This window comes from Oxalicibacterium sp. (assembly GCF_057353965.1).
On record NZ_JBMQZD010000007.1, the window covers coordinates 175,030 to 199,934 of the forward strand.

The window sequence follows — 24,905 nt, forward strand, 5'->3', positions numbered from 1 at the left end:
TCGGTCGATTACGCAGGTGCATCACTGCTGACACGCACACCTGAGCCGCTACATGCCGGTCGCACTGTTTCCCTCATGGCACGTTTTGCCAACGATCGCCGCATCGTTTACCATGGCGCCTGCGATTGCGTGGTGATCGCTTCTCCACGTACTTCGCCCATTCCGCACATTTCCCGCATACCGATGTAGTTCACGCCTTTCCGCCATCGCCCTTCCTCTGTCTTTGCCGCGCGCTCGTCGTGCGCCGAGCGGAATGGCCTTGGCATTCCCTTCGCATCCGCGCGTGGCGCGGCATGCGCATGATCACCCCCTCGATGCAGGCAATGCGGCCATGACCATAGCCATGTCATGGCTCGCCGCATCGATCATTTCGATTGCTGCCGATGAAATACCCTTCACTGCGAGAACAATGGTTCTCGAACATCCGTGCCGACATCCTGTCCGGCCTCGTCGTCGCGCTCGCGCTGATTCCGGAAGCGCTGGCCTTTGCCGCCATCGCCGGCGTCGATCCGCAGGTGGCGCTGTATGCCGCCTTCGTCATCGCTGCCGTATCTGCCATCGCCGGCGGCCGGCCGGCCATGATCTCTGCGGCGACCGGCGCCATTGCGTTGCTGGTCGTCGATCTCGTCAAGGATCATGGCGTGTCTTATCTGCTGGCTGCCGGCATCCTGGCCGGCGTCTTCCAGATCATCGCGGGCCTGCTGCGCCTCGGTGCATTGATGCGTTTTGTGTCGCGCTCGGTGATCACCGGCTTCGTCAATGCGCTGGCCATCCTGATTTTTCTCGCGCAGTTGCCGGAACTGAACCACGGCCCCGTCGTTTGGGCCATGGTGGCTGGCGGCCTCGCGATCATCTATCTGCTGCCGCGTCTGACGACCGCCGTGCCGTCGCCGCTGATCTGCATCATCGTGCTGACGATCATCGCCATGACCTTGCATCTGCCGGTGCGCACGGTCGGCGACATGGGCGCATTCCCGGACAGTCTGCCGACGATTGCCTGGCCTTCCGTGCCGCTGACAATGGAGACGCTGCAGATCATCCTGCCGTATTCGTTCGCGATCGCCATCGTCGGCCTGCTCGAGTCGCTGATGACTGCCTCCATCATCGATGATTTCACCGACACGCCGAGCGACAAGAATCGCGAATGCCGCGGGCAGGGCATTGCCAACATCGCCGCCGGCATGGTCGGCGGCATGCCGGGTTGCGCGATGATCGGACAGTCGGTGATCAACGTGCGCTCCGGCGGACGCGGACGGCTTTCCACTTTCCTCGCCGGCATCTTCCTGCTGATCCTGGTCGTCTTCCTCGGCCCGTGGGTCAAGCAGATTCCGATGGCGGCGCTGGTGGCCGTGATGGTGATGGTGTCGATCAGCACGTTCAGCTGGCGTTCGCTGAAGAACCTGACATCGCATCCGACGACTTCATCGATCGTGATGCTGACCACCGTGATCGTCGTGGTCGCCACGCACAACCTCGCCATCGGCGTCGGCGCAGGCGTGCTGCTGAGCGCACTGTTCTTCGCATCCAAGGTACGCTCGGTACTGGACGTCACGTCGACGCTGGACGAAGAAAGCCGCACGCGTCGCTATCAGGTGCGCGGCCAGGTGTTCTTCGCGTCGTCCGAAGCGCTGGTATCGGAATTCGATTTCAAGGAGGCCGTCACCGCCGTGCATCTCGACCTGTCGCACGCACATTTCTGGGACATCACCGCGATCGAGGCGCTGGACCGCATCGTCTTCAAGTTCCGCCGCAACGGCATCGTCGTCGACGTCAACGGCTTGAATCGCGCCAGCGCGACGATGGTCGAGAAATTCGGCACGCACGACAAGGCTGGCGCAACACAGCAAGTGGCCGGACACTGACGAAAGGCCATGCTGCAGGAGAGGTAATCGGCCCGCCTCCTGCAGCCTTGCGGCATTGCGGATACCATGCCTGCTCCGCATTTCGCTTCTGGTTTTCATGGCCACCTCCTCCGCCCATTCTTCCCCCGGCAGCCAGCTCGGCGCGGCCGGGCTTGCCGTTCTTCTTGCCGGACAGCTGCTGCCGCAGATCGACTTCTCCATCGTCAACGTCGCGCTCGATGCGATCGCACAAACCTTCCACGCAACTGCGACCGAACTGGAACTGATCGTCGCCGTCTACGGCGTCGCCTTCGCGGTCTGCCTGGCGATGGGTGGCCGCCTCGGCGACAACTTCGGACGGCGCCGGCTGTTCCTGTGGGGCGTGCAGGTATTCGGACTTGCTTCGTTGCTGTGCGGCCTGGCCGGCTCGATCTGGATGCTGCTGTTCGCGCGCATGCTGCAGGGCGTCGGCGCGGCGCTGATCGTGCCGCAGATTCTGGCGACGATCCACGTCGGCCTGTCCGGCCATGAACATTCGCGCGCCATCGGCTACTACGGTGCAATTGGCGGACTGGCCTTCATCGTCGGGCAGGTGCTGGGGGGCTTTCTGGTTTCGGCCGATATCGCCGGGCTGGGCTGGCGCAGCGTGTTCCTGATCAACCTGCCGATCTGCGCGGCATTGCTGGTGGCAACGCCGCGCTGGATTCCGGAAACGAAACGCACCACACGCACCGACATCGACTGGTCCGGCACCACGTTGCTGGCGCTGGTGATCGTCAGTCTGCTATTGCCGCTGGCGCTCGGCCCGGTGCGTCACTGGTCATGGCCATACGTCGCCTTGCTCGTCGCAGTGCCGCCGCTGCTGGCTTGGTTGTGGCGCGTCGAACGCAACGAAGAACGGCGTGGCGCACATCCGCTGCTGCCGCCAGCATTGCTGCGCATTCCGAGCACGCGCTTCGGTCTCGTCATCGCCGTGCTGTTTTTTTCGTGCTGGAGCGGCTACATGTTCACGATGTCGCTGACGCTGCAGAGCGGCGCCGGATTGTCGCCGCTGCAAGCCGGCAACTCCTTCATCGCGATGGGCGCAATCTACTTCCTGTCGTCGCTGAACAGCGTGCGCTTCGTCCGCCGCATCGGACAGGCACCGACGCTGATGCTGGGCTGCGTGATCCAGATGATCGGCTTGCTGGGATTGATGCTGACGTTGAAGCTGACGTGGCCGCATCCCGGCGTGCTGCATCTGATACCGGCGACGATGTTCATCGGTTTCGGCCAGGCATTGATCGTCGGCAGCTTCTTCCGCATCGGCTTGTCCGACGTGCCGACCGAACAGGCCGGTGCCGGCAGTTCGATGCTGTCGACGGTGCAGCAGGCAGCGTTCGGACTCGGATCCGCACTGCTCGGCACGGTGCTGGCGCAGGTGTTGCACCAGGGCGGCGATTACCTGAAGGCGATCGTTGCGGCGCTGGGCACCGAATTCGCGCTGATGGCGGTGCTGCTGATCAGTGCCGTTTTCTATCACCGGCATCACGATTGGCTGCGTCAGACAGCAAATACAACCGGCGATACGGCAGGCAAGGCCGACAATACGACGCCAGTGGCACGGTGACGATCACAGACGATCGGCAGGCGCGGTCGGCACCGTCGCATACTCGCGCACGAACCGCCGCCATATCTGCCTACGCCTGACCATTGCGGCGATAGCGCCCCGGCGGCATACCCATGTATTGCTGGAATGCCTTGCCGAATGCCGCTTCCGACTGGTAGCCGACTTCCATGCCGATATCGGCTGCGTTGCGCGTCGTCCGCCGCAGCAGGTCCGCTGCAATCGTCATGCGCACCTGATTCAGGAATTCCCAGACCGTCATGCCGGCTTTTTCGCGGAAATGCCGCGCGTACGTCGCGCGCGACATCGCTGACAGACTGCCCAGCTCTTCGATCGTCCATGGCCGTCCGGGTTCGGCCAGCAACGCGCGTATCGACGGCCCCATTCGCGCATCGGAGGAGAGCGTCAAGACGTTGGCAGCATCCGGATGCTGTGCGCCGTAGGCGCGCAAGGCCATCGCGAACAATGCCTGGCTCAGCGCGGTAACGATGGCGAGCGCACCCGGCTGACGGCGTTCCGCCTCGTCGCGCATCAGCGCAACCAGCGCATGCAGATGCGATGCGCTGTCGCCTTCAACCAGCGAAACGTGTAACGGATCGGGCAACGCACGCAACAACAGCGCCGCCGGTCCGTGCGCATATTCGAAACGACCGCACAGCAGATCGATGTCCGGCTCGCCGCTGCCGACGCGCTCCAGTGTCAGCACGCCGTCGTGCGAAAAGGTCGGCCGCGTCGCGCGTTTGGCGCGCAGGTCGACATCGCGTATCCAGTGCGCGCCGCCGCGTGGAAACATCACGATGTCGCCGGCCTCCAGCGTCAACACCGAACCGTCGGGCGTCTCGATCGCACATCGGCCGTGCAAGGCCAGATGAAACGGAGCAATGTCCGTCGGCGATTGATGCGGCAGCGCAAATTTGCCTGTGAGCTGGCAGCGCAACTCCAGACTGGCCTGCGGCCGCGCAAGCTGAATCAGGCGGGTCAGTGCGTCCATGATACGAATCCGCTAAAAATGAATACGTCGCAGTATTCATGATATCGACGACGCACGCAATACTGTCTCCATGGCAGCGACGTCCGTCGCGCCGCACACCAAGGAGAAAATCATGCTCGACTGGAACAACTACCGCACCGAACTCATGCAACGCGTCGGCGATTACGCCACGCTGTCGCCGGATACCGTCAAGGGTTATCAGGCACTCGCCGGTGCCGCCACCAAACCCGGCCGCCTCGACGGCAAGACGGCCGAACTGATTTCGCTGGCCGTAGCCGTGACCACGCGCTGCGACGGCTGTATCGCCATCCACGCGCAACGCGCATTGCAGCAAGGCGTGACGCAGGAAGAACTCGCCGATGCACTGAGCGTCGCCATTGCGATGAATGCCGGCGCAGCAATGGTCTATACGGCACGCGCACTCGATGCAGTAACCGCTACCAAGGCCTGATGCACGTTACGGTCCGTTCATCGCGACGATGTATCAACACAATCATCAGCGCGATGAACCGGCCGCAACGTCTATCGCCTCATCAGGGAGAAAACATGAATACCGTCACCCCATCACAAGCTGCCGTCACAGGCAAACGCCTGAGCTATCTGCCAGTGGCCCTGTTCGGTGCCGTCATGGGACTCACCGGCTTGTCCGTGGCATGGCGTCTCGCGCATGCGCAATTCGATGCCCCCTCGTGGATTGCACATGCGTTTGCCACACTGGCCATCCTGGCTTTCATTGCACAGGGCGTTGCCTACGGCATCAAGGCATTGACCGATTTCGACGCCGTACGCGCAGAGTTTCAGCACCCTGTGGCCGGCAACCTGTTCGGCACGCCACTGGTCAGCATGTTGTTGTTGCCGCTGCTGCTGGTCGACATCAATCTGACGCTGGCACGCGTCGTCTGGAGCATAGGTGCAATCCTGATGACGGTATTTGCCTGGGCCATCGTATCGCGCTGGATCACCACTCGCCAAAAGGCCGCGCATGCCACGCCGGCGTGGATCGTGCCTGCCGTGGGCCTGATCGACATTCCGCTTGCCGTGCCGGCGCTCGGCTGGGAACACAGCCTGCACGCGGTGATGGTGTTCGCCACGGCCGTCGGCCTGTTCTTTGCCATACCGTTGTTTACGATGATCCTGTCGCGACTGATGTACGAAGAGCCGTTGCCGGCCGCCATGCAGCCTTCGCTGCTGATTCTGGGCGCACCTTTCGCCGTCGGTTTTGCGGCCTATGTAGCGACCACCGGCCGCATCGATTTCTTTGCCGAAGCGCTCTACATGCTGATGCTGTTCATGACGGCCGTGTTGCTTGGCAGGCTGCGGCATCTGCCGCGTTGCTGCCCTTTCCGCGTGGCATGGTGGGCAGCCAGCTTCCCGCTGGCCGCAACGGCAGCGACCGCATTGCGCTACGCCGCGCATGCACCTGGCGTCTTTACCAATATCGTTGCCGGCCTGCTGCTCGCCATTGCAACCGTGGTCATCCTCGGACTGGCATGGCGCACGCTGTCCGGCATCGCCAGAGGCGAATTGCAGAAACTGGTGGGTTGAAAGGCGGTTCGCGACCTACGGCCCGATCGCACGGCATCCGATCAACGCGCGATGCCGTGCGCGATCGTCAGGCCGATGGTGGTTTCGTTGTCGCGACTCTGCGCAAACACGGTACCGCCGTGCATCACGGCAATCGCCTTGACGATCGCCAGGCCGAGTCCGTGGCTGTTGCGGCTGTCTGTGCGGGACGAATCGGCCCGATAGAAACGATCGAACAGCCGATCCACATGATGCGCAGCGATCGGCATGCCATGATTGCTGACGGCGATCGTCACGCCATCTTCCGATTCAGTGATGCGGATGACGATGGCCGACTGGCGATCGCAATGCTGGATGGCGTTGTACAGCAGATTGGTGATCGCACGGCCGAACAGCGATGGCTCGATCGCCGCTTCGGCATCGCCTTCGATCTTCAACGTGCAGCAGGCATCTTCCAGCAGCATATCGAGGAATTCCGCACTCTTGCCGACTTCCTGCGCAATCGAGGTCCGCACCAGATTGTCCGGACGCATGCCGCGATCGGCCTGCGCGAGAAACAGCATGTCGTTGATGATGGTGCGCAGCCGTTCCAGTTCTTCCAGATTCGATTGCAGCACTTCTTCCAGTTCGGCGACCGAGCGTTCGCGCGACAGGATCACCTGCGTCTGGCCGATCAGGTTGCCGAGCGGTGTACGCAGTTCGTGCGCGACGTCCGCATTGAAGGTCGACAACTGCATGTATGCCTGCTCGACACGTTCCAGCGCACCGTTGAACGACAGCACGAGCCCGGCCAGCTCGCCCGGAAGCTTGCGCACAGGCAGGCGTTCGGACAGTTTCTTCGGCCCCAGCTCCTGCGCATGGCGCGACAGGTCGTCGACGGCAGCCAGGCTGCGCCGCGCAATCCACCAGCCGAGCGCCGCTACCGCCGCCACGCCGAACAGCGAGGCGAAGACCAGCGCGACGTTCAATGCGTGGCTGGTCGTGTCGAAGGCGCTCGGATCGACGCCTACCGTCAGCATCACGGTCGGTCGGTCGCCCAGCGGTGCCACCTTGCCGCTCATCGTCAGATAGGTGCGCTCCGGCATGAAGACGCGCTGTACGCCGCCACGTTCCTGGACGATCTTCACATCGGATGGAAAGGGCGTGCCGAGGCGATAGCGCGGATCGTCGCTGGTGACGATGTACGTGACGTTGCCTTCCTGCGGCGTCAGTTCCTTCAGCTTGCTTTCCAGCAGCGCCCATTTCTCGGTATTGAACATGCGGCGCGCGATCAGGCTTTCGACGAATTCGTAGCGCGTCAGGATTTCCTGCCGCTGGTGGCGATGCAATTCGTTGCACTGGATGTTGTACAGCACGACACCCACCGTGAAGAACACGCCGGCGGCCGCGAGCGCGAACATCAGCGCCAGCCGGCGCGCGATCGAGTGCGTGGCGGAATGCGTAGCGACATGTGCCGAAGACGATCCGGTTTTACTCATGCTTCTCTTCCAGCACATAGCCCATGCCGCGTATCGTATGCAGCAGCTTGGTTTCGGACGGCTCGTCCAGCTTCGCGCGCAGGCGCTTGATGGCGACTTCGACGACGTTGGTATTGCTCTCGAAATTGACGTCCCACACCATTTCGACGATCACGGTTTTCGACAGCACCTGTCCGCGATGGCGGGCCAGCACGGCAAGCAGCGCAAATTCCTTCGCCGTCAGGTCGAGCCGCCGCACACCGCGCACCGCACGGCGCGCGATCAGATCGATGTGCAGATCGGCAATGCGGATGTGCGCCGCTTCCTGCGGGCGTCCGCGCCGGCCCAACGCCTGCAGGCGCGCCAGCAATTCGAGGAAGGAGAACGGCTTGACCAGGTAATCGTCGGCGCCGCTACGCAGGCCGTGGATGCGATCGTCGACTTCGCCGCGCGCGGTCAGCATGATGACCGGGGTTTCCTTCTCGCGCCGCAAGGCCTGCAATACCGTCAGGCCGTCGCGGTCTGGCATCATGATGTCGAGCACGATCGCATCGTAATCTCCGGTCAGCGCCAGATGCTGGCCATCGATGCCGTTGTTCGCGACGTCGACCGCATATCCTTGCTCGGTCAGGCCGCGCTGCAGATAGGCCACGGTCTTCGGCTCGTCTTCGATCACCAGGATCTTCATCGTTCGCTCGCGTCAGTTGGCTGAGGTTGCGGATGTTGTTGATGTTGCAGACGTAGCGGATGCCGCTACCGGCACCGTCTGCGGCGCATGCCAGCCGCCGCCTAATGCCTTGATCAGTTTCACTGTATTCAGCAAACGCTGTCCGCGCAACTGCACTTCCTGCCGACGATAGCCGAGCAGCGTCTGCTGCGCGACGACGACTTCCAGGCTGGCAGCAATGCCGCTCTGATAGCGATCGACGGACAAGCCGAGAAAGCGATCCGCGCTGTCCGCCGCGACCTTGGCTGACGCAACTGCCTGCGTCAGCGCCGCATCGGTATTCAAGCCGTCCTGCACTTCCTGGAAGGCGGTCAGCACCGTCTGCCGATAATTCGCCACCGCCTGCCGATAGCCGGCTTCGGCGAAGTCGACGTTGGCGCTGGTGCGGCCGCCGTCGAACACGGTCTGCGTCGCGCTGACACCGATCGCCCACAGCGCCGCCGGCGCAGTGAACAGGTTGCCGATCTTGTTGGCATCGCTGCCGACCAGTCCGGACAGGAACAGCGACGGGAAGTAGGCGCTGCGCGCCACGCCGATCTGCGCATTGGCGGCGGCCATCGCGCGCTCGGCGGCGGCGATATCGGGACGGCGCTCCAGCAGCGCGGCCGGCGCCGTCAGCGGAATCGCCGGCACGTGCGCCAGCTTCGGATCGGAAGCCAGCGCAAAATCGGGCGCCGGCACACCGACCAGCATGGCGATCGCCGTCTGGTAACGCGCGCGCTGATCCTGCAGCAAGGTCAATTGCGTTTGCGTCGCCGCGGTCAACGCCTGTTGCTGGTTCAGGTCGAGACCAGACACTGCGCCTAGTTCATGCTGTGCGCTGATGTAATCGAGCGCCTTGGTCTGCGCAGCCAGTATTTGCTGCAGCAGATCGATCTCGGCATCGGCTTCGCGCAGAGCGAAATAATTGGCGGCCAGTTCGGCGGTCAGCACCAGCCGCGTGTTTTCGAAATCGGCCTGCGCCTGTTCCGCGCTGGCGGTCGCGCCTTCAGCCTGACGACGCACGCGGCCGAACAGATCCAGTTCGTAATCGACGGTGAACGCTGCATTGAAATCGTTCTGCACGATCGAGCTGTTGACCGAATTGCGATTGGTCAGCGGGCGTTCGGCCGACGTACGGTTACGCGTGACGCCGCCCTGCAGACCGATCTGCGGGAAATAGGCGCTGTTGGCGACGTTCGCCTGCGCACGTGCCTGCTCAACGCGCGTCTGCGCGATCACCATCGTCTGGCCGTTCTGCAGCGCCTGCTCCTGCAGCGCATTCAATTGCGCATCGCCGAAAATTTCCCACCATGCACCCTTTAGTTCGCCGTCACGCGGATTGCCGGCCTGCCAGCCGGGCTCGGTCTTCCACGACTGCGCCAGCGGCGCATCCGGCCGCTGATAGTCAGGGCCGACGGCGCAGCCGCCCAGCACCAGCAGCGCAACCAGTGCAGCGACAACAGCAGGGCACCGACGCATCACGATGCCTTCTCCTTGCTGACCGGCGCGTTTCTGTCTGCATTTTTGTCCGCGTCTTTCTTGCCTGCACCTTTCGCCGGTGCCGCGTCTTCCGACGCCACCACGGAAACGACATCGCCTTCGTTCAGCGAATCGGCTGGATTGACGATGAGCTTGTCCTGCGTGGTGACGCCACTGCCCAGTTCGACTGTCGTGCCGAGTTCGCGGCTGATCGATACCGGCTGCAGATGCACCTTGCCGTCTGCGCCGACGAGCGCCACGCGCAATCCTTCCGGACGGAACAACAAGGTATTGCTCGGCACCGTCAACGCCGTCTGGCTGGCGGCGCCGCTTGCCTTGATCGCGACCTGCGCATAAGCGCCCGGCAACAGCACGCCATCCGGATTCGGCAAGCGAATTTCGATCTGCATCGTGCGTGTCAGGGGATCGATCGCGCCAGCCGTGCGGGCGATGGTGCCGGTGAAGATTTGTCCCGGCAGTTCACGCAACGTCACTTCTGCCTTGTCGCCCGTCTTGATCTGCGGTGCATAGCTTTGCGGCACGTAGACATAGGCGCGCAACGTGTCACTCTTGGCCATCGTGAACAGCACGCGCGAACCGCCGCCGGCATCGACCAGATTGCCGATATCGATATTGCGGCGCGTGATCACGCCGGAGAACGGCGCGACGATGCGGCTGAAGCCGACCTGATCCTGCAGACGCTGCACGGTCGCCTTGGCCGATGTTTCCGCAGCTTGTGCGACCGCCAGTGCATTGCGCTTCTCGTCCAGATCCTGCTGCGATACTGCGTCACGCTTGCGCAGCGCATCCCAGCGTTCGAAGGTGCTTTTCGCCAGTTGCAGATTGGTTGCCGCCTGTGTCTGCGCCGCCTTCGCCTCATTCAGTTGCTGCACGATTTCCGGCGCGTCGATCTGCGCCAGCAGCTCGCCCTGTTTCACCTGGTCGCCGATGTCCTTGTACCACCTGGAAACGTAACCACTGGTGCGCGCATAGATCGGCGCTTCGATACTGCCCTGCAATGTGCCTGGCAGCCGCAGCAGATTGTCTTCTGCTGCACTCTTCGGCGAGATGACGCTGACGTAACGCGTCTGTTGTTCGCGCGAGGTTTCCGCCAGCGCGCCGCCCTTGGCAAAACGCAAGCCCATGACAATCAGGCCGCCGACCAGCAGCACACCGAGAATCGCCAACGCAACGCGCTGCATGCGCTTGAGCAGCAGGATGCGTTTGAAGCCACGCGCGGCTTCATGCTCGTGCAAGCCGTGGATACCAATGGAAGAGTGACGATCGTGGGTCATGTTAGTGACTTCCTTCAACAACAGCGGAGTGCGGCGGCGGCAAACCTTTTTTGGCAGCGCGCTTCGCCAGCAGGGAATGAATACCCGCAAATACCAGCGGCACGAAGAACAAGGTGGAGACGGTGGCGAACAGCAAGCCGCCGATGGTAGCGCGGCCGAGCGGCGCATTCTGCTCGCCGCCGTCGCCCAGGCCCAGCGCCATCGGCAGCATGCCGATGATCATCGCCAGCGCCGTCATCAGCACCGGACGGATACGCGTCGCGCCCGCTTCCAGCGCGGCGGCCAGCGGCGTCTCGCCGGCCAGCAACCGCTGCCGCGCAAATGACACCAGCAGAATACTGTTGGCCGTCGCCACGCCCATCGTCATGATCGCGCCGGTCAGCGCCGGCACCGAGAGCGTAGTGCCGGTCAGGAACAGCATCCACGCAATACCGGCCAGCGCCGCCGGCAGCGCGCTGATGATGATCAGCGGATCGATCCACGACTGGAAATTGACCACGATCAACAGGTAGACCAGCACAATCGCCATTACCAAGCCGATGCCGAGACCGACGAACGACGTCTTCATCGTTTCCACCTGGCCGCGTATCGTGACCTTCGATCCCTTCGGCAGCTTGTGCTGGATCTTCGTCACTTCGCGTTCGACTTCCGCCGCCACCGAACCAAGATCGCGCCCGCTGACGCTGACGAATACGTCGACCACCGGCGAAATGTTGTAGCGCGACACGATCGCCAGCTGGCGCGCAGACTCCACCGTGACCAGATTGCTCAGCAATTGCGTCGGCACCGCCGCATCGCCGGTGCCGACCGGAATCTGCAGCAGCGTGTTCAACGAATCGACGTTGTACTGCGGCGTCTGGATCGAGATGTCGTACGAGATGCCGTTCTTCGGATTCAGCCAGAAGGCCGGTGCAGTTTGGAAGCTGCCGGACAGCGGCACCAGCACGTTCTGTGCGACGTTGTTGGCGTTCAGGCCCAACTGTTGCATCTTGTTGCGGTCCATGTTCAGCTGCACTGTCGGCTGGTCGATGCGCTGGTGGACGTGCACATCCACCGCGCCGGGAATCTTCTTGAGTTCCTTTTCAAGCTCGGTGGCCAGATAGTAGTTGCCGACGATGTTGTTGCCGGAGAACTGCACGTCGATCGCTGCCGGCAGGCCGAAGTTCAGGATCTGCGTGACGACATCGGCCGGCTGGAAGAAGAATTCGATGCCGGGGAAACGCTTCGGCAGTTCGCGCCGCAGTTCCTGCACATAGTCGTCGGTCGGCGCATGGCCTTCCTTCAGCGCGATCTGGATTTCGCCATCCAGAGTGCCGATGGTGCCGGCGTTGCTGTACGAAAGATTGATGCCGGAATAGGGCAGGCCGAGATTGTCGAGCACCGTATCCAGTTCGTCCGCTGGAATCTTTTCGCGGATCACCGCCTCGATCTGGTCGGCCAGCCGTGCGGTTTCCTCGATACGCGTGCCGGTCGGCGCGCGGAAGTGCAGGCGCATCAGGCCGGCATCGACGCTGGGGAAGAAGTCGCGCCCCAGCGCCAGATACAGGCCGCTGGACAATACGCAGAAACCGAGGAAGATCGATGCGTAGAAACGACGGCGCGGCAGCAGCGTGCTGAGGATGACGATGTAGACGCCGCGCATGCGTTCGAACTGCGCATCGAATTTGGTGTACACGCGCTCCAGCATGCTCGGCTTGTGGTCGGGGCCCTTATCACCCTGAGCGCCATGCTTGACGTTGCGCATGAACAGCATGACCAGCGTCGGCACCAGCGTACGCGACAGGATGTAGGACGCGATCATCGCGAAGATCACGGCCTCGGCCAGCGGCACGAACAGATAGCGCGCCACGCCGGTGAGGAAGAACATCGGCACGAACACGATGCAGATACACAGCGTCGCCACCAGGGCCGGCACCGCGATCTCGCCAGCGCCTTCGAGGATCGCGGTTTCCAGATCGTGGCCCATGTGCAGATAACGTTCGATGTTTTCGATCGTCACCGTCGCATCGTCAACCAGGATGCCGACCGAAAGCGCAAGCCCGCCCAGCGTCATGATGTTAATCGTCTCGCCCAGTGCATTCAGTGCAAGAATCGACGACAGCACCGACAACGGAATCGAGATCGCAATGATGCAGGTGGTACGCCAGTTGCCGAGAAACAGCAGGATCATCGCCGCCGTCAGGCAACCCGCGATCAGGCCTTCATGCACGACGCCGCTCACCGCGGATTTGACGAAGACGGACTGGTCGAACAGCGTGGTCAGCTCCACGCCGTCCGGCAGCGTCGGGATGATGTCCTTCAGCGAAGCTTTCAGGTTGTCGACGATTTCCAATGTCGACGCGCCGCCGTTCTTCAGCACCGATAGCAACACGCCGCGTTCGCCGTTGTGGCGCACGATGTTGGTCTGCGGCGTGAAACCGTCGCGCACGTGCGCCACTTCGCCCAGATAGATGGTCGCGCCGTTGGTCGTGCGTACCGGCAGATCGTTCAGTTCATCCAGCACCTGCGGCGAACCGTTCATCTTGACCGTGTATTCGGTATCGCCGAACTTGGCGGTACCGCCCGGCAGGATCAGGTTCTGCGCGCTGATCGCATTGACGACGTCGGTCGGCGACAAGCCCTTAGCCAGCAATGCCTGCGAATCGAGATCGACCGACACCACGCGGCTCTTGCCGCCGTACGGATATGGAATCGCCACGCCCGGAATCGTCACCAGCTTGGTGCGCACCGCATTCAGCGCCGTATCGAACAGCGCCTGTTCCGACATCGACTTGCTCGACAGGCCGAGCTGGATGACCGGGATGCTGGAAGCGGAATACTGGATGATCAATGGCGGCGTCGTGCCCGGCGGCATCTGCTTGACGATCACCTGTTCGACCGCCGTCACCTGCGCGATCGCCGTCTGGATATTCGCCTTCGGCTGGAAGAACACCTTGATCACCGCCACGCCGCCCAGCGTTTGCGATTCGATGTGTTCGATATCGTTGACGGTGGTCGTCAGCACGCGTTCGTTGATGGCGGTGATTCGCTGCCCCATCTCCTCGGCCGACATGCCGTTGTATTTCCAGATGATGCTGATCACCGGGATATTGATGTCGGGGAAGATGTCGGTCGCCATGCGCTGCAGCGTGATCGGCGTGGCGAGGAAGATCAGCAGCGCCATTACGAGGAAGGTGTACGGCCGCCGCAGGGCGATTTTGACGATCCACATCTGGGTAAATTCCGTTTCTGGTAGGCCGGTGCGCCCTGGGGTATCAACACATACCGGAGCGCTCGCCAGGTATGCGCGCTTGCACACTGCAAAAGCGAGGGCGCACACGGCGCCACAGGGCAGCCAATATACCGTAGCGTCAATGTCTTGTTGCTGACCGGAAAATGACAAATCTGTCAGTTTCGGCATTGTCGTCCACGTGAGGCTGCATGCGGGTATCGCGCCGGTATAAGCATTTCTTCCACATGATTTTGCGCAATTTCATTGCAATATGAGCAACTATCGTTGCCACCCTAGTGCGCCAATTGACCAGAATTGGTTCGCCTGGAGACAAGTAGCAACTGGACAATTGTGAAAATCTTGCATTAGGCCAAACAATTCCCGTATTCGCGCCCTCGTCGCATCACGGGATTCGCGGTGCCGGCATGATTGCTATCGATTGCTTCTGGCAACCCGCGCAAAAATCATCCAAACTGGCCCATAAATCCCGGTGCATCACCCAATCGAATGGCAACGTACCAGGCAATGTCTCTATCCTGTCCCATGCAGACAGGCGGCATCTTCACGTGAGCATCATGCAAAACTGGCGATTCAATACCGACGTCATACCGAATGCCCTGCGCAACGACGCGTGGACGGAGATTCTCGCCGACCTGATGCTCAAGTTCAGTCCAAAAGGAAAGGCGGAAGCGAAACTCAGCAGCAACGGCTGGAAATGCGTGTCGACGCTGCAATCGATCTATGCCGAAATCCACGCCACGCCGCAGATCATCACCCCCGATAGCGGACTGATCCGCAGCTACCTCAACCAGGGCGGCCAGGCCGTTCTTGTCGTCCAGCTGCGTGCGGGAAATGGCTATATCAGGACGGCCGCCGAAGCCAATCAGTTCGATGCCAATCACGTACTGATCATCGATCCCACGCAGAACTGGCAGCTTGAGTTCCTCTCGGATTTCCACGCCACCTTCATCTGTTTGAAGGGCGTCAGTCTGCTGCTGCGCCTGCTGCGCTCCATTCCGGAAGGACACACGCTCATCCAGAAGGGAAGCGGCACCGCCAACGCCATTTTTGCGCTGCTCGATTCCATTTCCGGCAGTCTCGGCGACATCCGGCCGGAAGACCTGTCGCAAATTGAAGTGGCGCTGGAAAGCCTGCTGCTGTCGACGCTGGCCCAGCACAAGGGACCGCAGGTGGAAGATCTGAGCAGTTCGAAACGCTCCAGCTCCACCCAGCTCAGCCAGTTGAAGCGCGTCTGCAAGACCATCGAATTGAATCTATCCGAACCGGAGTTCTCGCTGCAGCACCTGGCCGAAGCGGAAAAGATTTCTTCGCGCTACATCCAGAAACTGTTCCTGACCATCGGCACCACCTTCACGCAGTATTTGAAGAAAAGAAGACTGGAGCGCTGCCGCATCGATCTGGCCGATCCGGCCCTGGCGCATCTGACCATTCTGGAAATCTGCGACAGATGGGGATTTACGGACGCGGCGAACTTCAGCCGTGCATTCAGCCAAGAATATCAGGTCACGCCGCGTGAATGGCGCGCCGCACCCAAACCGCAGTCGAATGCGTATCGCGGCAGTCCTGCCTTTCTCAAGCTGGACGACCAGGAAGAGATGGATTGGGATGCGCTCGCCGAATTCCATTCCGAGGGTGCCATTGGCACGACGCTGCGCCTGGCATCAACTGAGCAAGAACAGGAACAGGACAAGAAACACCACCATCTCGCCTCGACGAAGAAAACGATCCACTGGGGATACTTCTGCAAGTCGTTGAAGCCGATCCTCACCGTCGACAGCGGCGACTTCATCACGATAGAGACGATCACCCAGCACGCCTATGACGATCACGCGCTGATGATCAAGGGCGACCCCCATGCGGAAGACATCTTCCGCTGGGACCACGACGGCAAGGCGATCAATCGCCGCGGCGCGGGACCGATCGACGGTTCGGTTTACGGGAGGGGCCCGGGCGAGGGCTTTGGCGTGCATATCTGCACCGGCCCCATCATGATTCGCGACGCGCAGCCTGACGACATCCTGGAAGTGCGCATCCTCGATGTCGCATTCCGGCCAAGCCATGCGGTGCCGGGCAAGGCATATGGCAGCAACGCAGCTACCTGGTGGGGCTACCACTATCGCGACCTGATCACCGCACCCAAACAGCGTGAGGTCATCACGATTTACGAAATCGAGGAAACCGGTTTCGAGAAGTTCGCCCGCGCCCTGTACAGCTTCCGATGGACGCCGCAAACAGATCCTTCCGGCGTACGTCACGAGCTGATCGATTATCCCGGCATCCCGGTCGATCATTCCACGGTCGAAAAAAAGCTGGATGTATTGAAGGGCGTGCGCATCCCTGTCAGGCCGCATTTTGGCGTCATGGCAGTGGCACCCAATTTCGAAGGCAATGTGGATTCCGTGCCGCCGGGCTCCTTCGGCGGCAACATCGACAACTGGCGCGCCGCTCCCGGCTCCAGCGTATTTCTTCCCGTGCAGGTGGCCGGCGGGCTGTTCTCCGTCGGCGATCCGCATGCCTCGCAGGGTGATTCCGAAATCTGCGGCACAGCGATCGAATGTTCGCTGACCGGGGAATTCCAGCTCGTCCTGCACAAGAAAGGCAGCAGCAGCCAGTTCCAGGATCTGGATTTCCCCTTTATCGAAACCGCGGACGAATGGGTCATCCTGGGTTTCAGCTATCCCAACTACCTTGTCGAACTAGGCGCCACGGCACAGTCGGAGGTTTACAAGAAAAGTACGCTGGACCTCGCCATGCGCGATGCCTTCCGCAAGACGCGCAAATTCCTGATGGTCGCCAAAGGCCTGACGGAAGACGAGGCCGTGTCCCTCATGTCGGTCGCCATCGATTTCGGCCTGACGCAGATCGTCAACGGCAATATCGGCATTCACGCCATCGTCAGGAAATCCCTCTTTGCAGAGAGGGATGCATCTGCCTGAATTTCCACCTTGCTGGAAAAACAGGCACTGATGATGATCGGTCCGGGACCGAAAGTCCGACAGCTTTCCGCCTGCTGCCTATAATGGCACCGAGCGCATTTCAGATGGAGGACGCCATGCTGAGTCTGTTCGTTCGAGCCCTGCTGACAGCCGGCGGTGTCGTTGCCAGCTGGCTGGTGGCAAACGATGCCTTGAATTACCCGATCGTGAAAATGGTCGCGGCCATCTTCCTGTTCGTACTGGGAATCGGGCTTGCCATCTTCTGGCCGAAGATATCGGCATGGGTCAGAAGAGAAAAAAGCAAACCCTGATCCTTCATTGTGCCGATCGCAGTGCGCGCACGATCATGATCAGCGGCAGCGCCAGCAGGCACCACGACAGCACGTCGTAAACGTCATCGCCGATCAGCGCGCTGAGCAGGCCGACTGCACTGGCGATACCCAGTATCGTCGGCCAGCGCCAGATGCTGATCGGGCGGGATGCGTCGTTCTTGCTAGCGTTGTTATTTGCGCTATTCATCGCGCCGCTCCTTGTGTTGCTTCTTGCGTCGCTTCTTGTACTGTCTCCTGCGCCATTCCTTGCGCCGCTACCTTGTCATCAACCAGACCAATCGCTTCGGCTTCCGGCAATTCGGCAATCACCTGACGGCGACGCAGCCACAGATAAAGGCCGGTGCCGAGAATGACGATGGTCGCAATATCCAGAAAAGCCCACAGGATTTTCAACGGCAGGCCGCCGTAATCGCCGAAGTGCAAAGGCTGCGACAGGAACAGTGTCTGCACGTACCACGGCATCTCACGCATATCGGTCAGCTTGCCGGTTTCCGCGTCGATCAGAGCCGGCATCAGCAAGCGCGACGTCAACGGCGTATTGCCTTTCATGAAGACGGCGTAATGGTGCTGGCTGGTGAATACGGTGCCGGGGAAGGCAACGAAAGAAGACTCCATATGCGGTGCAGCCTTTTCCGCGACACGCACCGCATTTTCCGTTGATCCCTGATCCTGCAGCGGCGGCATGTTCTTATACGGCGCCACCATTTCGGCAAGCTGGCCGTTCTGCCAGGCGTAGAGCACCACATCACTCAAGGTGTTGATGACGCCGGTCAGCCCCACCACCATCGTCCACACCAGCGCCACGATGCCCAGCAGGTTATGCATATCGAGCCATTTCAATCTTGGCGAGCGCGATTTGCGTACCGTGCCGAATTCCAGTTTACGCATGAACGGGCTGTACAGCACCACGCCGGACACAATCGCAACGACAAACAGCAAACCCATCAAGCCGAGAAAGAGCTTGCCCGACAAACCGGCAAACATGTCCGTATGCAGTTTCAGCATCACGTACATGAATCCTTCCTGATTGTTCGGCGTGTCGAGCAAGTGTGTAGTGCGGTCGTCATAGATAAGCGACTTGAGCGTATCCGGCGGCGCCTGCAGCGATTTATTCATGCCGACGAAGATCATGTGAGGGTGCTCCTCCTGATCCCACGACAGAAACTGGATCACCTGATCCGGATAATGCGCACGCGCCGCCTCGGTAATGCGATCCAGGCTTTGACGAGACGTGTCGGCAGGCATGACGGGCGCTTCGGGTTCGCCTGTCAGATGGTCGATTTCTTCATGGAAGATCAAGGGCAAGCCGGTGATGCAGAGCATCAACAGGAATGCCGTGCAGATCAGGCTGCTCCATTTATGTACCCAAGCCCAGGTGCGTATGGATGATTTCTTGCTCATAAATATCCTTCGCCATTAATGACATATCCGCCGGCCGACAGATGTCGTGGCGGCGGATCGAAACGAATGCGCAATTAGAAGTCCACCGTTGCCGAAAGCAGGAAGGTACGCGGCGCACCGACATACAAATACCCGGCATTGGATGAAGCCCAATAATCCTTGTCGAATACGTTTTCGATGTTGGCGCGGAACGTCACCGGCTTGGCGCCGATACGCGTGTGATATCGCGCACCAAGATCGAAGCGCGTCCACGAAGGTATCTCCAGATTGTTTGCGGCATCGACGTACTGATCGCCGGTATACACGACACGCGCATTCAATCCGAGTCCCGGCGTAAAGACGTTGTCCCAGTCGACGCCCAGATTCGCCTGCCAGCGTGGTACGGCGATTGCGTCATTCCCTTCATTGACACCACCTGCTGCGCGTGTGAGCTTGCCCTGCGTATAGGCTGCGCCGCCGATCAAACGAACATGCTTTGCAACTTCGCCGAAGACGTTCAGCTCCACACCCCGGTTGCGTTGTTCACCATTCATCGAAAATACGTTGTTGAAGGTGCTTGCGCTCGGACGTTCGATCTGGAAAACGCTCACAGTCGTCGCAAACCGTCCCCAGTCGAGCTTGGTGCCGACTTCATATTGTTTCGTCTTGTACGGTGAGAATGCAGTACCACGGTTGTCTGCAGTCATCGGCGCGATCTCACCCGGAGATAGTCCTTCGATGTAGTTTGCATACAGCGACAACCCTTCGGACGGTTGCACGACCACGCCAACGACCGGCGTGACCGCCGACTCATCGTACTGATCTCCCGGCACTCCTGTGCCAAACGCGTAATTCAGTTGCTCCACATTTTGGTGACGGGCACCCAGCGTGAGTTTTACCTTGTCATCCATGAACGACAATGTATCGGCCAAAGCGTAACTGGTAAGGGTGGATTCGATATAAGGCAGCTTTTGTGGATTCAGTCCGGCCACACTGGGCGTGTCGCTGTATATCGGCGCGTACAGATTCGAATTACGTCCAGCAAAGAACGTCATGTAGATGTCCTGGTTCTGCTCGACACGGGAATAATTCAAAGCCAGCTTGTGCTTGACCGAACCGGTGTTGAATCGCAGATTGGCGCCAGCTTCGTAGGATTCGTTTTTCACATCGAATAGCTGCCAAGCCGGACTCGAGCTGAAATTGCCGGCGGTATCCAGCAGTTCCGGATTTCCCGCAAGCGCATCCATGCTGTGCCTGCGATTTCCCATACCACCATAAACAGTCAAATCATCGGTTACATCGTATTCGGCACGTGCAACGATCGTCTTGTCCGTAGTCTCGGAACGGCCATAGCCCGGATAGTTCAAGTCGGAATCTGGTGCCTTTGGCATGGCCGTCAACCCACCACCCGCTTGGAATTGACGAACAACGCGATCGATATCCTGCTTCTGATAGATCAAGTCCAGCGACGTCCGCAAGCGCTCGCCACGGTAATCCAGCGCCAGCGCATACACCTGATCTTCCTGCTGCTGCTTGTCGATCGCCGTATCGCCATCACGATAAGCGCCATTGAAACGCACACCAAATTCCTTGTTCTCTCCAAACCGCCGGCCAATGTCGACTTGGCCGCCGCCAATCGAGTCCGACACATAATTGGCCGTCACTCTTGTCAGCGGCTCGTCGGTAGCCCGCTTGGGAACGACGTTGATGGCACCGCCGACATTACCGCTCGTCGGCATGCCGTTGAGCAAAGCCGACGGACCTTTCAACACTTCCACGCGCTCCGCCATTTCCACCGGCACGCGGAAATATGGCATTAGGCCATACATGCCGTTGAGCGCAACGTCCTGACTGGCAACGGTGAAACCGCGAATGGAAAAGTCTTCGTTGATGTTGGTACGCGCGCTCGAAAGACGCACCGAAGGATCGTCAATCAGCAAATCGGATAGGCTGCGCGCCTGCTGGTCTTCAATAGCTTGTGACGTATAGCTTGTCTGGTTGAAAGGCGTATCCATGAAATTGGCATTTCCCAGCATGCCCACCTTGCCACCACGCGCCACCTGCCCACCCGCATAGGCGGGCGACAAGTCACCCGTCGTTGCCGAAACATTCACTACCGGCAATACGCTTTCGCCCGCTGCTGCTGCACTGACAGGGACGACAGCGAACGTACGCTCATCCGATGCCTGGATGCGCAAGCCGGAGTCCTGCAGCAAATGATCTAGCGCTTCGCGCACCGTCATCTTGCCCTTGACCGCCGGTGCAGATTTGCCGGCAGTCACTTCACTGACAAATACGATTTGCGCACCCGACTGACGGGCCAGCGCATTCAATGCCTGCCCAAGCGGCTGCGGTGCTATATCCAGATCGACCGGACCGATTTGCGCCAGTACCGATGCCGACAGCATCATGCCGACTGCGATTGCGGTCAGCTTTCGCTGAAACTTGTTCATTACATCTCCCATATCAAAAAAGACTTATATGGAAGATGCCGATCCAGCCTGCGCATATGTACACCTGGCGGACGAAATTTTTTGTGCAAAAATACGTTGCCAAACTCACAAGCACACAAAGGAAGGTCGATGACCACACGTCATCGCAGAGGAAATTAGCTCGCGCCGCCTGTGCGCTTGTCGTCGGTACGCGGCACGATCGCCACGCTGCCGTCCGCTTCGCGGCGCACATTCACCGATGCGAGCGTAGGCAGCATCGACAGCAATTGATCGATGCGGTCGATATCGAACTGGCCGGTGATGCGCAGGTCCGCCAATGCGGGCGACAGACGCACGCGTGCTTTACGGTAGCGCTGCAGTTCCGCGACGACGGCCGCCAGTGGCGTGTTATCGAAATGCAGCTTGCCGTCATGCCAAGCGGCAATCGCACTCGCATCGATTTGCGCCGTTTCGTTCACATGATTGCCGTCGGTTTCAACCGACTGGCCGGTTTCCAGCAGGCGCACGGCAGCCGGCTCGTTTTCTGTCGACACCTGTACGCTGCCTTCCAGCACCGTAACCTGCGCACCGCGTTTCGTATTGCGCACATTGAACACGGTGCCGATATCTTCGACACGCGTCTGGTTCGCATACACCCAGAACGAACGCCAGCGCGAATGCTCGACCTTGAACAGCGCTTCGCCCTGCGTGAGATAAAGATGCCGCGAACGCAGATGGTATTCGACGCGCAACGCGGAATCCGTATTCAGCGAAACCGCGCTGCCGTCCGCCAGCGTCCATGTACTCCGCTCACCGACAGCCGTCGCCACCTGCTCGCTCTTGTATGCGGGGTCCAGCCAGAACAGCACACCTGCCAGCGCAACGATTGCAACGGACGCGATTGCACGCTTCTTGTGCTTGCGCTCCGCTGCACGCTGGAGAATATCTTCGACGCCGGGCAGATTTGCACGCAGGCCATCCTCGAACAGCATCAGCGCATCGTCGTCCAGAGTCGCAGTACCTGACGAAGTGTTCAGTTGCCGTACGGATTCCGGATGATCTGCAATGGGTGGGGGCATGCGGGTCATGGCGCGTTCATCACCGGTGCCAGTCCGGCCACTGCACGCGCCATGTGGCGCGCTACCATGCCGCGGGAGATGCCGAGCTTGGCGGCCACCTCCACCTGCGACAGGTGATACAGCTTGTGCAGGATGAATACATCACGGCAGCATTCCGGCAATGCGCGCACAGCCTCCAGCAGTGCCTGCTCCTTTTGCTGGAAAGCGACCGTCAGTTCGCCTTCCGACATATGCGTCGGGAAGATCGATGGCGTTTCCGGCACTTCTTCCATGACCGCTACCACGCCGGCACGCAGTTTTTCCGTGCGATAGCGGTCGATCGCCAGCTGCGTGGAGACGTGGCGCAGGAATGCCTGCGGCGTCTTGATGTCATCGCGCGGCGGACGTTCCAGCAACTGCACGCAGACGTCGTGCATCACTTCCGTCGCAAATCCCTTATCACCGAACCGGCGGCGCACATGATCGACCAGTTCATCATAGTGACGAACCAGCGCAGCCATCAGCGACGAGGAATCGGAATAGTTTGATTGCACGAGACGACTTCGAGAAACGAGCGTAGCGATGAACCGCGAACGGCATTTGCAGACACCGAATAATCGATCAGATATTGCAAATGCGAATTGTTCTCATTCTATCAGATGCTATGAGGCAGGCAACCCTGTGCAGCGCAGAGATGTCGGAAAGTTGCGACACGTTCGGAAGGAAAAGAAGGAGCTCCGGCGTTTTCTTGCATCCCGGCATGATGTCCGCCGCCGCTCTCGACGATGGGTTCAGTCCAGATGCTGCTCCACCCATTTCTTGACGCCGGCCAGCGTCCGGAATTCGGCAACGGCCCGGCAATGGATGTGTGGATGGCGCGATTTCAACATTTTGGACAAGGCAGAACCGGGTCCCAGTTCAATGGCCATCGTCGTGCCGGCTTCGCTGATGGCATCCATGACGGCATGCCAGCGAATCGGCTCTGCCAGTTGACGCGCCAGTGCAGCCGGCGCAGCAGCCGCATCGTGCAGGCGCGTGCCTGAAATGCCGGCCAGCACGGCACAGGCCGGAGTACGCAAGCCGCTGGCGGCCACTGCGTTTTCGAATGGCGTTACGGCTTCGTGCATCCATGGCGTATGCGATGCGATCTGGATCGGCAGTCGCGTCACCCTGCCGCCGGCCGCGACAACTGCCGCCTCCAGTGCATCCGCCTGTTCGAGCAGGCCGCCGACGATGACGCTATCGACATCGATCTCAATGGCCGTATGGAATCCATGCGACTGCAGCAGAGGAGCAAGATCGGACAAGGTCATCCAAGCCTGCGCGAGCGAAATCGCCAGCATGATCTGCGGCCGATCCGGTGCGACACAAGCCTGCAACAGTTTTGCGCGGACCGCCGCCAGACATATCGTCTGTTCCGGAGCCAATGCGCCGGCCACCGACCACGAGGCGAGTTCACCGATGCTGTAACCGGCAACCAGCGCCGGCGGCGGCACGATATGCCGGATCGCTTCCCATGTCGACAACGCCGCGGCAATCACCAATGGTTGTGCGACCAGATTGGAAAACATGCCGGCTTCGTCGGCCAGCATGTCCTGCAACGGACGGCCGCACACTTCCTCCAGCGGCCAGCTCTGCAGCAACTGTGCCGCATGCGGATCGCTACGGACGAGATCGAACATGCCGGCGTGCTGCCCTGCCTGCCCTGAACACAGCAATGCGATCCGGTTAGCCATCGTACTCGCCGGTGAATGTGGTCAGTTGATGCACGAACCATGTTGCCGCAAACAGATCCGCCACGCCGCCGGGCGACAGTCGTCTGGCAACGAACTGCCGATGGCAATCGCGCGCCGCGGCATACCAGTCCGGATTGGCGGTGCCGCCACGCGACAGAAACGCTTGTGCGGATCGGCGCATCAATGCAGCTCCCTCCGCACCGCCGCGCGTATAAATGTTCGTGTCGTCGATATGCGCCATCAAACTGAAGAAGGTATCGATCTGCGCTTCATGCACAGCACGGCCGGCAGCCAGCGAACGATGCAGCCGCGGCAGCGCCACTTCAAACAGCGAGGGGAACCCGGCAGCCGCCTCTTCGCGTGCGCCGCCGACTGCGAAACGCATCGCGGCATGCTGGCCGTGCGAACCATAGATCGGTGCGGCCGAATGCGCGATCAATGCAGCGCCCCATTGTGTCGTCAGTGCATGGCGCAGCATCGTCGCCGAAAGCGGCGCGCAATGCCGGCGGCAATGACCAGCCGCGGCACACAGCAAACCCAGCGCGAAAATCGCGCCGCGATGCGTATTGATGCCGCCCGTCGCCGCCAGCATCGACCGTTCAGCCTCAATTCCGTATGTGCGCAACATATCGAACGAAGCGCTTTCCGCACCGGCACGCACCATCCGGACGAAGTAATGACGCAATGAAAACAGGCTACGCATGAACAGCGGCGCATCCATGTCGGTATGGCTACCGTTGTCCCATGGCGATACCAGTCCCGGCTTCGGATACAGCACCAGTTCCGCATGCAGACTGCGTATGGCCAGCCGAGCAACTTCCGAATGCCTGATGCGTTGCGCGCCTGATGCGCGCAACCGTACGCCGTCGGCGCAGCCGGCGAGCGTCGTCAAGGATG

The 24,905-nt window shown here is 60.6% G+C and carries 19 protein-coding genes; 6 read left to right on the forward strand and 13 right to left on the reverse strand.

Going from position 1 to position 24,905, the window contains the following annotated elements:
* The first annotated feature begins 383 nt into the window (after positions 1-383).
* Positions 384-1,862 carry a SulP family inorganic anion transporter gene (locus ACO1VH_RS12595; RefSeq protein ID WP_486244826.1) on the forward strand — a complete coding sequence of 493 codons (1,479 nt, stop codon included), beginning with the start codon at positions 384-386 and terminating at the stop codon, positions 1,860-1,862.
* Positions 1,863-1,959: 97 nt separating this feature from the next.
* Positions 1,960-3,450, forward strand: coding sequence for an MFS transporter (locus ACO1VH_RS12600; protein WP_486244827.1), 1,491 nt, complete (start codon positions 1,960-1,962; stop codon positions 3,448-3,450).
* A gap of 70 nt (positions 3,451-3,520) precedes the next feature.
* Here the strand turns inward: ACO1VH_RS12600 and ACO1VH_RS12605 are convergent, their stop codons facing one another.
* Complete coding sequence (locus ACO1VH_RS12605; protein WP_486244828.1) at positions 3,521-4,438, reverse strand: AraC family transcriptional regulator; 918 nt, start codon at positions 4,436-4,438, stop codon at positions 3,521-3,523.
* Positions 4,439-4,550: 112 nt separating this feature from the next.
* Between ACO1VH_RS12605 and ACO1VH_RS12610 the strand changes: the two genes are divergently transcribed.
* Positions 4,551-4,889 carry a carboxymuconolactone decarboxylase family protein gene (locus tag ACO1VH_RS12610; RefSeq protein WP_486245140.1) on the forward strand — a complete coding sequence of 113 codons (339 nt, stop codon included), beginning with the start codon at positions 4,551-4,553 and terminating at the stop codon, positions 4,887-4,889.
* Between the two features lie 95 nt (positions 4,890-4,984).
* Positions 4,985-5,983, forward strand: a complete 999-nt coding sequence (locus tag ACO1VH_RS12615; RefSeq protein ID WP_486244829.1) for an SLAC1 anion channel family protein — start codon at positions 4,985-4,987, stop codon at positions 5,981-5,983.
* 41 nt (positions 5,984-6,024) lie between these two features.
* Here the strand turns inward: ACO1VH_RS12615 and ACO1VH_RS12620 are convergent, their stop codons facing one another.
* The 5 genes from ACO1VH_RS12620 to ACO1VH_RS12640 are packed head-to-tail and all read right to left on the reverse strand — an operon-like array spanning position 6,025 to position 14,113.
* Positions 6,025-7,440 carry a heavy metal sensor histidine kinase gene (locus ACO1VH_RS12620; protein ID WP_486244830.1) on the reverse strand — a complete coding sequence of 472 codons (1,416 nt, stop codon included), beginning with the start codon at positions 7,438-7,440 and terminating at the stop codon, positions 6,025-6,027.
* On the reverse strand, positions 7,433-8,107 hold the full coding sequence (locus ACO1VH_RS12625; RefSeq protein WP_486244831.1) for a heavy metal response regulator transcription factor: 675 nt from the start codon (positions 8,105-8,107) through the stop codon (positions 7,433-7,435). Before ACO1VH_RS12625 ends, ACO1VH_RS12620 begins: the two co-directional genes overlap by 8 nt.
* A 12-nt stretch (positions 8,108-8,119) precedes the next feature.
* On the reverse strand, positions 8,120-9,607 hold the full coding sequence (locus tag ACO1VH_RS12630) for an efflux transporter outer membrane subunit (protein WP_486245141.1): 1,488 nt from the start codon (positions 9,605-9,607) through the stop codon (positions 8,120-8,122).
* On the reverse strand, positions 9,607-10,902 hold the full coding sequence (locus ACO1VH_RS12635; RefSeq protein ID WP_486244832.1) for an efflux RND transporter periplasmic adaptor subunit: 1,296 nt from the start codon (positions 10,900-10,902) through the stop codon (positions 9,607-9,609). Before ACO1VH_RS12635 ends, ACO1VH_RS12630 begins: the two co-directional genes overlap by 1 nt.
* A 1-nt stretch (position 10,903) precedes the next feature.
* The gene (locus tag ACO1VH_RS12640) at positions 10,904-14,113 is read right to left on the reverse strand and encodes an efflux RND transporter permease subunit (protein WP_486244833.1); all 3,210 of its coding nucleotides are present in this window, start codon (positions 14,111-14,113) and stop codon (positions 10,904-10,906) included.
* Positions 14,114-14,688: 575 nt separating this feature from the next.
* Here ACO1VH_RS12640 and ACO1VH_RS12645 point away from each other — a divergent pair.
* Both ACO1VH_RS12645 and ACO1VH_RS12650 read left to right on the forward strand, forming a co-directional pair.
* A complete protein-coding gene (locus ACO1VH_RS12645; protein ID WP_486245142.1) occupies positions 14,689-17,070 on the forward strand; it encodes an acetamidase/formamidase family protein in 2,382 nt (793 codons plus the stop codon).
* 116 nt (positions 17,071-17,186) lie between these two features.
* Positions 17,187-17,381 carry a hypothetical protein gene (locus ACO1VH_RS12650; protein ID WP_486244834.1) on the forward strand — a complete coding sequence of 65 codons (195 nt, stop codon included), beginning with the start codon at positions 17,187-17,189 and terminating at the stop codon, positions 17,379-17,381.
* Between the two features lie 4 nt (positions 17,382-17,385).
* Here the strand turns inward: ACO1VH_RS12650 and ACO1VH_RS12655 are convergent, their stop codons facing one another.
* The 7 genes from ACO1VH_RS12655 to mdcB form a co-directional block, all read right to left on the reverse strand.
* Positions 17,386-17,589 carry a hypothetical protein gene (locus ACO1VH_RS12655; protein WP_486244835.1) on the reverse strand — a complete coding sequence of 68 codons (204 nt, stop codon included), beginning with the start codon at positions 17,587-17,589 and terminating at the stop codon, positions 17,386-17,388.
* Positions 17,586-18,803: a PepSY-associated TM helix domain-containing protein gene (locus tag ACO1VH_RS12660; RefSeq protein WP_486244836.1), complete on the reverse strand. Its 1,218-nt coding sequence runs from the start codon at positions 18,801-18,803 to the stop codon at positions 17,586-17,588. Before ACO1VH_RS12660 ends, ACO1VH_RS12655 begins: the two co-directional genes overlap by 4 nt.
* A gap of 74 nt (positions 18,804-18,877) precedes the next feature.
* The gene (locus ACO1VH_RS12665; protein ID WP_486244837.1) at positions 18,878-21,193 is read right to left on the reverse strand and encodes a TonB-dependent siderophore receptor; all 2,316 of its coding nucleotides are present in this window, start codon (positions 21,191-21,193) and stop codon (positions 18,878-18,880) included.
* A gap of 197 nt (positions 21,194-21,390) precedes the next feature.
* A complete protein-coding gene (locus ACO1VH_RS12670) occupies positions 21,391-22,302 on the reverse strand; it encodes a FecR family protein (protein ID WP_486244838.1) in 912 nt (303 codons plus the stop codon).
* Positions 22,299-22,826 carry an RNA polymerase sigma factor gene (locus tag ACO1VH_RS12675; protein ID WP_486244839.1) on the reverse strand — a complete coding sequence of 176 codons (528 nt, stop codon included), beginning with the start codon at positions 22,824-22,826 and terminating at the stop codon, positions 22,299-22,301. The genes ACO1VH_RS12670 and ACO1VH_RS12675 overlap by 4 nt, the downstream gene beginning before the upstream one ends.
* Positions 22,827-23,063: 237 nt before the next feature.
* Positions 23,064-24,008 carry an acyltransferase domain-containing protein gene (locus ACO1VH_RS12680; protein ID WP_486244840.1) on the reverse strand — a complete coding sequence of 315 codons (945 nt, stop codon included), beginning with the start codon at positions 24,006-24,008 and terminating at the stop codon, positions 23,064-23,066.
* Positions 24,001-24,900, reverse strand: coding sequence for a triphosphoribosyl-dephospho-CoA synthase MdcB (gene mdcB / locus ACO1VH_RS12685; RefSeq protein WP_486244841.1), 900 nt, complete (start codon positions 24,898-24,900; stop codon positions 24,001-24,003). The genes ACO1VH_RS12680 and mdcB overlap by 8 nt, the downstream gene beginning before the upstream one ends.
* Positions 24,901-24,905: the final 5 nt, after the last annotated feature.